Origin of the sequence: Bifidobacterium sp. UTCIF-39, from assembly GCF_006408715.1 — a bacterium.
In the GTDB taxonomy this organism is placed as follows: Bacteria; Actinomycetota; Actinomycetes; order Actinomycetales; family Bifidobacteriaceae; genus Galliscardovia; species Galliscardovia tissieri.
The window spans coordinates 23,523-36,418 of record NZ_JEOG01000001.1 but is presented as its reverse complement, the minus strand read 5'-3'; the positions used below and the strand labels follow the sequence as shown (position 1 = coordinate 36,418).

8 protein-coding genes and 3 tRNA genes are annotated in these 12,896 nt (G+C 63.0%); 1 reads left to right on the top strand and 10 read right to left on the bottom strand.

Annotation, left to right across the window (positions count from 1 at the left end; all coding sequences use genetic code 11):
• Positions 1-180: 180 nt before the first annotated feature.
• The 5 genes from murA to leuC form a co-directional block, all read right to left on the bottom strand.
• Entirely contained in the window at positions 181-1,503 is a 1,323-nt protein-coding gene (gene murA / locus EP30_RS00155) for a UDP-N-acetylglucosamine 1-carboxyvinyltransferase (RefSeq protein ID WP_094662124.1), read from the bottom strand.
• Between the two features lie 285 nt (positions 1,504-1,788).
• Positions 1,789-2,982 (bottom strand): diguanylate cyclase, encoded by a 1,194-nt coding sequence (locus EP30_RS00150; protein ID WP_140555098.1) that lies wholly within the window; start codon positions 2,980-2,982, stop codon positions 1,789-1,791.
• Positions 2,983-3,110: 128 nt separating this feature from the next.
• Positions 3,111-4,757 (bottom strand): Ig-like domain-containing protein, encoded by a 1,647-nt coding sequence (locus EP30_RS00145; protein ID WP_181160712.1) that lies wholly within the window; start codon positions 4,755-4,757, stop codon positions 3,111-3,113.
• 444 nt (positions 4,758-5,201) lie between these two features.
• A complete protein-coding gene (leuD, locus tag EP30_RS00140) occupies positions 5,202-5,885 on the bottom strand; it encodes a 3-isopropylmalate dehydratase small subunit (protein WP_094662118.1) in 684 nt (227 codons plus the stop codon).
• Between the two features lie 129 nt (positions 5,886-6,014).
• The gene (leuC, locus tag EP30_RS00135) at positions 6,015-7,418 is read right to left on the bottom strand and encodes a 3-isopropylmalate dehydratase large subunit (protein ID WP_094662116.1); all 1,404 of its coding nucleotides are present in this window, start codon (positions 7,416-7,418) and stop codon (positions 6,015-6,017) included.
• A 319-nt stretch (positions 7,419-7,737) separates the two neighbouring features.
• On the opposite strand from leuC, the gene EP30_RS00130 reads away from it, so the two are divergent.
• The gene (locus EP30_RS00130) at positions 7,738-8,481 is read left to right on the top strand and encodes an IclR family transcriptional regulator (protein WP_223848281.1); all 744 of its coding nucleotides are present in this window, start codon (positions 7,738-7,740) and stop codon (positions 8,479-8,481) included.
• Between the two features lie 101 nt (positions 8,482-8,582).
• On the opposite strand, the gene EP30_RS00125 is transcribed toward EP30_RS00130, so the two are convergent.
• From EP30_RS00125 to gltX, 5 genes are all read right to left on the bottom strand, one after another.
• Positions 8,583-9,902 carry a metallophosphoesterase family protein gene (locus tag EP30_RS00125; RefSeq protein ID WP_140555094.1) on the bottom strand — a complete coding sequence of 440 codons (1,320 nt, stop codon included), beginning with the start codon at positions 9,900-9,902 and terminating at the stop codon, positions 8,583-8,585.
• A gap of 332 nt (positions 9,903-10,234) precedes the next feature.
• Positions 10,235-10,306: transfer RNA gene (locus EP30_RS00120), tRNA-Gln, on the bottom strand.
• 42 nt (positions 10,307-10,348) lie between these two features.
• Positions 10,349-10,421, bottom strand: a tRNA-Glu gene (locus EP30_RS00115).
• Between the two features lie 496 nt (positions 10,422-10,917).
• Positions 10,918-10,993: transfer RNA gene (locus EP30_RS00110), tRNA-Glu, on the bottom strand.
• 327 nt (positions 10,994-11,320) lie between these two features.
• The gene (gltX, locus tag EP30_RS00105; protein WP_140555091.1) at positions 11,321-12,859 is read right to left on the bottom strand and encodes a glutamate--tRNA ligase; all 1,539 of its coding nucleotides are present in this window, start codon (positions 12,857-12,859) and stop codon (positions 11,321-11,323) included.
• Positions 12,860-12,896: the final 37 nt, after the last annotated feature.

Here is a 12,896-nt window from a genome sequence, read left to right as displayed (position 1 = left end):
CAAGGTGTGGGCCATCCTACGCGCGTATGCGCAAGGGGAGCCGGAAGACACCTCGTCTTCCGGCTCCCCTGATTTCCTGAGAGCTTTCCTCAGCCCCTTCCGAAGTCCCCTCCGAGAGGGAGTCCCCTCCGAGAGCCCCTTCCGAAGTCCCCTCCGAGAAGAAACTCCTTACTCGACCCCTTACTCGAAGTCAGCCCCGAGGGCGGCTAGCTTTCCGCGGAAGTCCGCGTAACCGCGGTCGATCAGCGAGATGCCGCGCACCGTGGAGGGGCCTTCTGCCGCAAGAGCCGCGATCAGATGGCTGAAACCACCGCGCAGATCGGGTACGTCGATGTCGCGCCCGGTGAGCGGGGTGGGTCCGAAGATCACGGCCGAGTGCTTGTAGTTGCGCTGCTGGAAGCGGCACGGCAGGGAGCCGAGGCATTCGCGGTACAGCTGCACGGTGGCACCCATCTGCACGAGCGGCTTGGTGAATCCGAAGCGGTTCTCGTACACGGTTTCGTGCACGATCGACAGGCCCTTGGCCTGAGTGAGCGCCACGACGAGCGGCTGCTGCCAGTCGGTCATGAAGCCGGGGTGCACGTCGGTTTCGATGGCGACGGGCTTGAGGTCGCCACCCGGATGCCAGAAGCGGATGCCCTCGTCCTGAATGTCGAATTCGCCGCCGATCTTGCGGAACACGTTGAGGAAGGTCATCATCTCGGGCTGGGTCGCGCCCTTGACGAAGATGTCGCCGTGGGTGGCGAGCGCCGCCGACGCCCAAGACGCGGCCTCGATGCGGTCGGTGAGCGAGGTGTGGGTGAAGCCCTTGAGCTCCTTGACGCCTTCGATGCGGAAGGTGCGGTCCACGTCCACGGAGATCACGGCACCCATCTTCTGCAGCACGGACACGAGGTCCATGATTTCGGGCTCGATGGCGGCACCGGAGAGTTCGGTCTTGCCTTCGGCGAGCACAGCGGCGAGCAGGGTCTGCTCGGTGGCGCCGACGGACGGGTAGGGCAGGTGGATCTTGGCACCGTGCAGTCCGTTGGGCGCGGTGATGTGGATGCCGTCCTCGTGCTCCTTGTCGACGGTGGCGCCGAGCTTGCGCAGGGTGGCGAGGTGGAAGTCGATGGGTCGGCCGCCGATGGCGCATCCGCCGAGCGCGGGAATGAACGCCTCACCGAGACGGTGCAGCAGCGGACCGGAGAAGAGAATCGGGATGCGGGAGGAGCCGGACAGGGTGTCCACGTCGGCCACATTGGCGAGCTCCACGTGGGATGCGTCGATGGTCACGACACCGTCGGCACCGTTCACGTCCACGTTCACGCCGTGCAGACGCAGCAGATCGGACACCACATGCACGTCGCGAATCTCGGGAACGTTCTTCAGCACGGAGACTCCCGGGGCGAGCAGCGCGGCGACCATCGCCTTGCTGACAAAGTTCTTGGCTCCGCGCACTTTGATCTTGCCGTTCAGCGGCTTGCCACCAACTACGCGCAACACATCATTCTCAGAATTCACGAACCGCTCCTTCGATGTCGTCGGAAATTCTTCCTGGTTCCTGGTTTCCGCCGGCTTCTTCCGTTTTCCCGGGGAAAGACTATCTCTTAGTTTGCCATATCAGGTGTGGCGACTCAGTGAAATCGCCACTGGCATAGCATGTGCCCCTTGGCATCCGGCCGATCGCACGCCCATGGCACGCCCTTGTGGCATGCGTCGACCATGCCGCACTGTATGCCAATGGGATACATAGGATACATGCGGGATGCACAAACGAATGCACAAACGACGGTGAGGCTGGTGAGCCTATCGCACCTGCTTGATGCGCTGCGCGAGATCCGGATTCCACATGGCTCCGGTGGCGCTCATCACGGCATCCGCACCGGCGGCACGGTATTCGAAGTAGTCGGCCGGCTCGGTCACGCCACCCACACCCACGATGCCAAAGTCGAGACCGAGGCGTTCACGCAGTCCGGCGAGACGACGGACCATATCGAGTCCGCTGGGCTTGATCGCCGCACCGCACACGCCGCTGCGATCACGTCCGGCACCGGGCAGTGCCTGGTTGCCGTTGGCGTCGACAAGCTTCGCGGAGATGGTGTTGATCGTGGCGAAGCCCTGCACCAGGCCGCGTCCGGCGGTCACGCGGACCATGTATTCAAGATCATCGTCGCTGGGCAGGTAGGCGAGTTTGACGATAAGCGGCACGTCGCCGATCGTGTTCTTCACGGCCTCGCAGATGGTGCTGACCTGATCGGGCGCGTGGCACAGCAGTCGGTTATGCCCCTCGTTCGGGCAGCTGGTGTTCATCTCCATCACCTTGGCTCCGGTCTCGAGTACGAGTCGCGCGGTAACGGCGTGATCGGCCACGTACTGTTCGGCGGTCATGCCGTCCACACGGGAGCCTTGGAAACTGGGGACGAGCAACTGTCCGCGACAGGCGCGTTCCATGGCGCGCTGCATGTCGGGCTGCCACACGTCGGGGTCCTGCGAGGGCACGCCGAACGAGTTGGAAATGGAGATCGGGGTTTCGAATTCATGATCGGCGAGCACACCCTCGTCGCATTCGGCACTGCCGGGCGAAAGAATGCCGTCCGAGGCGGTCGGGTGCACGGCGAGCACGTTCGGGAACGGGTTGCAGCCCCACGCGCGCGAGCGCACGGTTTTGTACACGGCCAGGTCGAAGCCCATGCGGAACGCGCCGGTGGTGTAGCGCTCGTTGAGCAGCGGGCCGGCGGGAATACCAAACGGCAGGTCGACGGGCACGCCGAAGAACGATTCCGCGGGGGTTCCCTGATCCTCACCATCCTCACACGCACCGGCCGCGCTCACGTTCGCACCAGCACCGGATTCCACCGCGCGCTTCACCTGATCGTCGCTCACGCCGGTCTTCGCATCGCCGCCGAGCACTTCGGCGAACGCGCCGAACGGCCCGAACCGATAATTGTCCTCGTACGTACGATCCACGTCATAGAACGGGATGGTGGTTCCCTCGCTCATGGTTTCTCCCTGTGATTCCCGTCGCCGTCATTCGCGTATCGCCCACCACTGATGTGCACGACCGCACGCGATGATCGTCGACTATGTCAGCATCTGTTTGATTGTACGTCCGGGGGCCGGAACGCCGCCTAGCGACGCCGACGCACTACGATCACGACCACCGCGCCGATCACGGCAAGCACGACCACGATCACTGCGATCGCGGCGACTTCCGTACCGGTTTTGGACAGCTGACTCTGGCTGGTCTGCCGGGTGTCCGTGGTGACGGTTTTGTTGTCGGTCGGGATGTTGATGCCAGTGCCGTTCGAGCCCGACTGCGCCGCGGTATCGTCATCGTCGCCGTACTGCACTTCGTAGGCGATCGTACCCACGATCACCTTGGCCGCGACGGCGTGGGTCTCGAGATCGCCGTCCTGCTCGCTGCCGGTCGTGACCGTGCCGGACACGGTGAACGTGCCGGGATTCCGATAGGAATCGGCTGGGATCGCGTCCCATGTTGCGGGCGCTTCGGTCACATCGCCGTTGGTCCACGTCACCTTGACCGTGCCGGGCATGGTCGGGGCCTTGCCGACGACGGTGGTCACGGATACGGTGTCGTCCACGGATTTCACGACGGCAGGCGTGACGGTCACGCGTACGTTCACGGTGCGATCGACCACGAGACCACCCAGCGTGAACGTGCCGCCGTCGCGCGTGCGATACCCGTCGAACTGTGGCCAGTCGATGGGTTCAAGACTGTCGTCGCCACCATCGTTCCACGACACCTTCGCATTCACGGGCAGCTGCGGCTTGGTGCCGGACGCGGTCGTGACGCTCGTCTCGCCATCCACCACGACCCCCGTCACGGCCGCGCTGTGCACGATGACCGACGTCTTCACGCTGACGACGCCGTCAGAGGACGCTGATGAATTCGCGCTTGCGGACGCACCGGACGCAGTGACATCACCGGACTGTCCGGAAAGAAGTTTTTCGCACACGCCAACCGTATTGTTCGACGTGTTATTGTTCGACGCGTTGCCTGACGCGCCGTTCGCGGCGCCGTTTGCGGCACTGTTCGCGGCACTGTTCGCCGTGCCATTCGACGATTTCGCATCACTGCCGGCGCTGTTTGCCTTGGAACCATTTGCCTTGGAACCGTCGGCGTTGCCGACACCGCCGTTGTTGTCGGAGTCGTCACCCACGCACACCGTTCCCGTCACGGTCACCGTGCGATCCTTGCCGGTGCGGTTGGAGAAGTCCACGCCGGAGGTGTTCCATGCGATGGGCGTCTGTGATTCACTGCCATCGGACCAGTGCGCGGTCAGTTTGGAGGGCAGTTTCGGCTTGTTTCCGGAGTTCGTCTCCGTGGGTTTCGACGGCTGATCCACGCTGGTGATACGCGTCGTCGACTCCGCCTCCGCCGATGCGGACGTCAGCGACGAACCTGACGATGTGGACTGCGCGGACTGCTCGGACTGCGTGGACTTGGATGCCGACTGCTGAGTCTGCGCGCCGGACGACGATCCCGCCACCGACTGTGACACCGACTGCGATGCCGACGTTGAGGATTGCGAAACCAGAGACGTTCCCACAAACGATCCCGTGGAAGAAGTGGGGTTGAATGCCGTCACGGACGATGCAGACGACACCGACGACGTCTGTATGGGTTCGGCGACCGTGTCCGCCGCGCTCGCCGTGGTCGAGAAGAGGCCGAGCGTCGCGATCGCGGCCACGGAGGCCACGATCCCCGCGATTCGTCTCTTCCAGGCTTTTCCGCGCAGGCGCTCTAGGTCCATGTCTTCCTTTCCAATCCCCGTCCAAGGATATGCGTACCCGTCATGATACCCGCGGCGACGGATTCGACTGATCGATACTGATCGTTTCCCCCGTTTCCTTCGCATTCCTTACGTATCACGCGTGCACCGTTACGCGGGCCGCACACGGCCCACGTAACGGTGCACGAAATCGTTGCAATTTCAACGTTTTTTCGAGGTGCGTTACACGGGTCGCACGGCCCACGTAACGAAACACGGCCCACGTAACGCTGTCGGGTGTTACGTGGGCCGCGGTTTATATACGTATACGGGGGCACTAGTCTCGATCAGCCAACGGTCCCGGCCCGGCAATTGCAGACGGCCTGACGGCCGCGCTTTGCTGGCTCCGCCGCGGCATCCGGCCGCGACTCCGCCCGGGACCTGGGCAACAGTTCACTGGACTGTTGCCCAGGCTGATCGAGACGGCTAGTCTCGATCAGCCAACGGTCCCGGCCAGTTGTCGGACTCCGGCTCGCGGGCGGATGCGACGGGCTCTTCGGGCAGATGACGGGCCGGCAGCGTGGTCGGCTTGAACGGGAACTTCTCCGCACGCATCTTCTCGTACGCCACGATGTCATCCTCATGGCGCAGCGTCAGATCGATGTCGTCGTAGCCATTCATCAGACGCCAACGCACGTAGTCGCCCACCTCGAACGGCAGGGTCACGTCGCCGCAGGTCACGGTACGCTCGCCCAGATCCACGGTCATCTCGCGACCGGGCTCCTCCTCGAGCAGCTTCCACAGCAGCTCGATGGACTCCATCGGCATGATCGCGGCCAGCACGCCGTTCTTGGCGGTGTTGCCGTAGAAGATATCGGCGAAACGCGGCGCGATCACCACGCGGAATCCATAGTCGTGCAGCGCCCACACGGCATGCTCACGGGACGAGCCGATGCCGAAGTCAGGGCCGGCCACCAGAATCTTGCCGCTGCGATACGGCTCCTGATTGAGCACAAAATCAGGATCACGACGCCACGCGTAGAACAGTGCGTCGTCGAAACCGGACTTGGTCACACGCTTGAGGAACACGGCCGGGATGATCTGATCGGTATCCACGTTCGAACGACGAAGCGGCACACCGACACCGGTGACAACAGTGAGCTTTTCCATTTACAGTCTTCTTTCACGTTTTCCAGAGTCCTGCCGGGCCGCCGACGTCCACGTATACGACGTGCGTCAGCCGCCCGACGGACAGGCCTTACAGGCCGGGCTTACAGATCGGTCAGATAGTCAGATCGGTCACAGGTCGGCCGGGCAGGAGATGGTGCCGCGGATGGCCGTAGCGGCGGCCACGGCGGGCGATGCCAGATGCGTACGGCTGCCCTTGCCCTGACGTCCTTCGAAGTTACGGTTCGACGTGGAGATGGAGCGCTCGTCCGCCACCATCTTGTCGGGGTTCATGCCCAGGCACATGGAGCAGCCGGCGTTGCGCCATTCCGCACCGAAGTCCTTGAAGATCTTGTCGAGTCCTTCCTTCTCCGCCTGCAGGCGCACACGGGAGGAGGCCGGCACCACGAGCACGCGATGCAGGTTCTTGGCCTTGTGATGACCCTTCATGATCGCGGCGGCGGCGCGCAGATCCTCGATGCGGCCGTTCGTGCAGGAGCCGATGAACACGGTGTCCACGGCGATCGACTTGATCGGCTGGCCCGGCGTAAGTCCCATGTACTTGATGGCGCTTTCCGCGGCAATGCGCTTGGTCTCGTCGGTGATGGTCTCCGGATCGGGCACGTTGGCGGTGATCGGCAGGCCCTGACCGGGGTTGGTGCCCCACGTCACGTACGGCTGCAGGTCCTCGGCGCGCAGCGTCACTTCCTTGTCGAACACGGCGTCGTCGTCGGTCTTGAGTGTCTTCCAGTATTCGACGGCCTTATCCCACATCTCGCCCTGCGGCGCGTGCGGACGGCCCTTGAGGTATTCGAAGGTGATCTCGTCGGGGCTGACCATGCCGGCGCGCGCACCCGCCTCGATCGACATGTTGCAGATCGTCATGCGGGCTTCCATGCTGAGCTTGTGAATGGCCTCGCCGCGGTATTCGATCACGTGGCCCTGGCCGCCGCCGGTGCCGATCTTCGCGATGATGGCAAGAATGATGTCCTTGGCGGTCACGCCTTCGGGCAGTTCGCCCTCCACGTTCACGGCCATGGTCTTGAACGGCTTGAGGCTCAGGCACTGGGTGGCCATCACGTGCTCCACCTCGCTGGTGCCGATGCCGAATGCGAGCGCGCCGAACGCGCCGTGCGTGGAGGTGTGGGAGTCGCCGCACACCACGGTCATGCCGGGCTGGGTGAGGCCGAGCTGCGGGCCCACCTGATGCACGATGCCCTGATCGGCGTCGCCGAGCGGGTGCAGACGCACGCCGAACTCCTTGCAGTTCTTCTCGAGCGTGCTCAGCTGGGTGGCGGAGGTCTTGTCGGGGTTCGGCTGATCGATGTTGACCGTCGGCGTGTTGTGGTCCTCGGTGGCGATGAGCAGGTCGGTGTGACGAGGCTTTCGACCGGCCAGTCGCAGTCCTTCGAAGGCCTGCGGGCTGGTGACCTCGTGCATGAGCATGAGATCGATATAGATCAGATCCGGTTCGGCGTTCTCGCCCTTGCGAACGAGATGGTCGGCCCAGACTTTCTCGGCCAATGTGGTTCCCATAACAACCTCCTGGAGTCAGGGTTTTTCAACGTTTCCAACGTCTGTACAGCATCCGTCGGTGGCGGTTCCTCATCGATTTCTTCAGTCGGCTGCTCCTACGAACAGCCCAGTCACATTGAGTATGGTGCGTCGGCCAAATTCGAGACTTTTGCATTTCACATTCTGAGATGGCATAATCCCAATCATGGCAATCGAAAACGGCGCGACTTCAACGGTGGGACCGGTGCAGACGAAAAAAGATTCAGCAAAAGTATTGACAAATCAGCGAAACGCCTCAAACTCAAGTGCGCAGACCGATGAGACGGGTGCCGAACGCACCATCAACGGCCGCAAGGAAGTGCATTCCGGCGTCGGCGTGCTCGACAAGACCGCGAAGATCCTCGACACTCTGGAGGGCGGTCCGGCCACGTTGGCGCAACTGGTGAACGAGACGGGACTGGCCCGACCGACGGCACACCGTCTTGCGATCGCATTGGAAAAGCACCGCTTCATCGTACGTGATCAGCACGGTCGATTCGTGCTTGGGTCTCGCTTCGCGGAATTGGCCGCGGCGGCGGGCGAGGATCGTCTGCTCACGGCATGTGGTCCGATTCTGCAGACGCTGCTTGATCGCACCGGCGAATCGGCGCAGATCTACCGTCGTCAGGGCGACCAGCGTGTGTGTATCGCCGCGGTGGAGCGTTCGAGCGGTCTTCGTGACTCCATTCCGGTGGGCGCGATCCTGTCGATGGAGGCCGGTTCGGCGGCGCAGATCCTGCTCGCGTGGGAGGATCCGGAGCGTATGCATCAGGGCCTTCGCCGGGCGAAGTTCACGGTAGCGAAGCTCACGACCGTGCGCAAGCGCGGCTGGGCGGAGTCGGTGAACGAGCGAGAGCCGGGCGTAGCTTCGGTGAGCGCCCCGATCCGCAACGCCTCCGGTCAGGTGATCGCGGCGATCTCGATCTCGGGCCCGACGAACCGTATGGGTACCACGCCGGGGCAGCATTTCGCCCCGCTGGTCATGGCCGCCGGCAAGTATCTATCCGACGCGCTGATCCGCGCCCACGCCGGCGCTGGCATGTAATCGGCAGCCAATCCGCAGACGGGCATTCGTAGCCCGATCGCCTTTATATCGAAATCCCCGTGTCGCTGCAAACGCTTCGGCACGGGGATTTCGCGTTTCCGCTACTTCCGTTTTCCCGTAAAGCCCAGCGACGCCACTGCGGCGGCGAAGGCGGCGGCGAGCGTGGCGAGGGTTCCCGGCTTGCGCATCAGGTTCCATGCATCCCCCGGATTGGTCGGGACGTGGCTCATCGCGAACGTATACACCTTGCGCGACGACGGTTTACCGACGATATCCCCGAACTCGAGCAGCTGCGTTCGCGGCTCGTACGGGTGACGGATGTCGAATTCGAACAGTCTGGCCGCACGCTTGGATGGCACGGGACCGTACGCGCCGAATCCGCAGGTGGGTGTGGCACCGAGCATGATGCCTTCGGTCGTGCCCACGAAGCCATTGCGATGATCATGACCGGCAAACAGGCCGAAGTAACCGTCGGTCTCCTTCATGATGTGGAATTCGCCGCAATCCACGTCGGGGCAGCTCACCCCCTCGCCCAGATAGCCGCCGGGCAGTGTCTTGCCCTCGTCAAGCACGTAGCAGGAGCCGTCGAAGCTGCGGTAACCCTGAATCGCGTACGCGGTGGTGGGCGGCACGGGCGTGAGCAGGTCGTAAAACTGCGGGATGGGAATGTGCTGGAAGATCAGCGATTTCGCCTCGATGGCCGACGGCACGGCATCGAGAAAGTCGAGCGCACGCTGGCTCGGGGCACCGTAGCCGCCGGACTGCGCGTAGTCTCCCGAATCGAGCAGTACCAAGCCCATGACGTTGCGCTTGCGTTCCGCGTCGGCGACCGGCAGGGCGAAGGTGCCGGGTTCGCACGCGTACGCCGTCTGATCCTTGAGCAGACCGTTGGCGTCGGCGGGCTGTGCCGCGATGGCGCCGATCTGCTCCGGCGCGGCCATGACCGGGTTCACGCAGCCGGGGAATTCACGATAGATGGCGTCGAGTTCGGCGTTGTCAAGCCCGCACTGGAAATCATGATTCCCGTAGGTCACGGCGAAGGGAATCCCCCGATCGATCAGCGGCTGCAGGAACTGGCGGATGCACCCGCGCACGAGTTCGCGCGTATGGTCGAGCTCCGCCGCGTTCGTCGCCCCCTCCTTCGGATAATCCCACGCACGTTTGCGGAAGGTCTTGGCATAGGCGGAATCGTATCCGGCGATCTGGTCGCCGGTGAACACCACAAGGTCGGGCCGGGCGGCGTCGCAGGCGGCCTCGATCAGGCGGATCGTGTCGGATGACACCTTGGGCCCGTCCTGAATATCGGCGAGTTGCAGCACACGAAACTTGCCGGAACGGTGGAATTGAAGACGTCCGAGTTTGGCGGAGACGGAGATGGGTCGTTCATCGTCGGCCGATCCACGCTGAATTCGTTCACTCATACCCACAACCCTACTTCACTCAACCTGAGAATCAACCGAACGATGTCGCGACGTGGGCGACAGGCCAAATTGCACGTCCGGTGCCTGGCTGTTCGGTCTGGGTGCGGAACCTGCCGCATCCTCGCCCCCATACCGCCGTATTGCGAAGCACCGGCGTCACCCTCGACCGGGGAAGGTGCCCATCGGACGCACACGCACGGCAAACAGGCATCGGGAAGGATACTCCATGCTCATCGGACGCACGCCTACGTCGAACAGGCATCCGGCGGCACCTATGCCAGTGCCGGAATAACAAAAAACCTCGCGAGATCTATGATCTGCGAGGTTATTCGCTGGGGTACCTGGACTCGAACCAAGAATGGATGAACCAGAATCACCTGTGTTGCCAATTACACCATACCCCAATTGGCAAGCAAAACAGCCCTTGGCGAACTGTCTTGTCGTCGTACCCCCAACCGGATTTGAACCGGTGTTGGCGCCGTGAGAGGGCGTAGTCCTAGACCGCTAGACGATGGGGGCATATTCACTTTTCAGTGGTCACGGCGTGAACCGCAACGAGTGATTAATATACGCGTGCACTCACACATGCGCAACTCACGGCGTGTCGTCAGTATTTCCAACGTTTTCCCAACACTTTCTGCCACCACCCGTCTCCTCCACTGGCTCACAACATCAACATACGCGTCGGCACGGTGAATCAAAATGCCCGTCGTACACCCTTCGCCCGACTGCGCCGTCAACATACGGGCCCAAAAAGGCGAAATCCATGATTCGTAGTGGTTTACGGACGTTTCGACGCCTCCAGACGTCCGTAAACCACTACGAATTGCCGACATCGTCCATTTCAACCCGTATTGTTCGCGCTCATTCGCGACGACAACCGTACGCCCGGCCCGCATACCCAAGCCGCATGCACCGCGCCCAGTCCTCACGAGCTTCGCCGCACCCAGACCGCGCACACCTAAGTCTGCGATAACAAAAAAGGACTCCGACACATACATGTCGGAGTCCTTGCTGGTACCCCCAACCGGATTTGAACCGGTGTTGGCGCCGTGAGAGGGCGTAGTCCTAGACCGCTAGACGATGGGGGCGTATTCACTTTTCAGTGGTCACGGCGCGAACCGCAACGAATTAATAATGTACGGGACGATTCCATATCCGTCAACCACGGCGTGTCACATTGTGACCCTTCGGTTGACAAACCCGGTTTTCGTGATCTCCGCAAGGCGTAATGGCCGGTATGGAGAAGCCGCATCCCCGATCACGAACTACAGCATGTAGTCCGACGATCGAAGGTGCGGCTCACTCGAGTATGCGATCGCGCGAATATGCGCGTGACCGATGCACATCAATCCCGCTGACGGCACATCAACACATCAGCACGCCAACCACGCCAGCACATCCGCGCCCGCACCGGATCACAGGTGCTCGCGCAGACCCTTCAGACGGGCGACGGTCACATCCTTGCCGACGATCTCCATCGACTCGAACAGCGGCGGGGAGACGCGGCGGCCTGACATGGCCACGCGGACCGGGCCGAACGCCAGACGCGGCTTGAATCCGCCGTCCTCCACCAGCGCCTTGTTGAGCAGCTCGTGCAGGGAGTCGGTCTTCCACTCGGACTCGTCCACGGCCTCCAGCGCGGCGATGGCCTTGTCGAGCACCTCGCCGGCGGAATCCTTGAGCTGCTTGCGGGCGTCGTCGTCGGGCTCGATGTAGCCTTCGGTCGACAGCAGCGAACCGGCCATGCCGGCCACCTCGCCGAGCAGACGCACTCGCGGCTGCACCAGCGGCGCGGCGGCAGTCAGCACGGTCTTCTCACGATCGGTAAGCGCATCCCAGTTGTCGGCGGACACCACGCCGTCGCGGTGCAGGTACGGCACGGAACGGTTGAGGAAGTCCTGCGGCTCGAGCGCACGGATGTGCTCGGCGTTGATGGCGATGGCCTTGTCGATGTCGAAGTGGGCCGGGTTGGCCTTCACGTCGCGCACGTCGAACTTCTCGACCATCTCATCCATGGAGAACACGTCCTGGTCGGCGCCGATGGACCAGCCGAGCAGAGCCAGGTAGTTGAGCAGACCCTCGCGGATGAAGCCGTGGTCGCGGTGCAGGAACAGGTTGGACTCCGGGTCGCGCTTGGACAGCTTCTTCTTGCCCTTGCCCATCACGTACGGCATGTGGCCGAACAGCGGCATCTCCTTGGCGATGCCGAGCTCGATCAGGTCGCGGTAGAGCACGATCTGACGCGGGGTGGAGCTGAGCAGATCCTCGCCGCGCAGCACCACGTTGATGCGCATCAGCGCGTCGTCGACCGGGTTGGTGAGCGTGTACAGCGGGTCACCGTTCGGACGCACGATCACGTAGTCCGGCACGGAACCGACCTTGAACTCGATGCGGCCTCGGATCAGATCGTCGAACGCGATGTCCTCGTCGGGCATGCGCAGACGGATCGCGGGCTGGCGGCCCTCGGCGCGGAAGGCTTCCTTCTGTTCCTCGGTGAGGTTTCGATCGTAGCCGTCGTAGCCGAACGCCTTCGGGCGACCGGCGGCCACGTTGCGGGCCTCGATCTCCTCGGGAGTGGAGAAGGACTCGTAGGCGTAGCCGGCTTCGAGCAGCTTGGCGGCCACGTCCTTGTAGATGTCGCCGCGCTCGGACTGACGGTACGGGCCGTCGGGACCGCCGACCTCAACACCCTCGTCCCAGTCGAGGCCGAGCCAACGCAGGGCGTCGAGGATCTGGTTGTAACTCTCCTCGGAATCGCGCTGCGCGTCGGTGTCCTCGATACGGAACACGAACGTGCCATGCGTGTGACGGGCCTCGGCCCAGTTGAACAGTGCGGTGCGGACCATGCCCACGTGCGGGGTGCCGGTGGGCGACGGGCAGAAGCGCACACGAACGTCCTTGGGAAGTTCGGGCTTTGCTTCGGACTTTGCGTTTTCAGAATGCTCTTCAGTCATGCGTCCTATTCTGCCCCGCCGACACGACGGTATCAAC

Bases quoted from the DNA above. Each gene is read 5' to 3' on its own strand.
- gltX (WP_140555091.1), bottom strand. From the start codon at position 12,859: ATGACTGAAGAGCATTCTGAAAACGCAAAGTCCGAAGCAAAGCCCGAA.
- leuD (WP_094662118.1), bottom strand. From the start codon at position 5,885: ATGGAAAAGCTCACTGTTGTCACCGGTGTCGGTGTGCCGCTTCGTCGT.
- EP30_RS00150 (WP_140555098.1), bottom strand. From the start codon at position 2,982: ATGAGCGAGGGAACCACCATCCCGTTCTATGACGTGGATCGTACGTAC.
- EP30_RS00145 (WP_181160712.1), bottom strand. From the start codon at position 4,757: ATGGACCTAGAGCGCCTGCGCGGAAAAGCCTGGAAGAGACGAATCGCG.
- leuC (WP_094662116.1), bottom strand. From the start codon at position 7,418: ATGGGAACCACATTGGCCGAGAAAGTCTGGGCCGACCATCTCGTTCGC.
- EP30_RS00125 (WP_140555094.1), bottom strand. From the start codon at position 9,902: ATGAGTGAACGAATTCAGCGTGGATCGGCCGACGATGAACGACCCATC.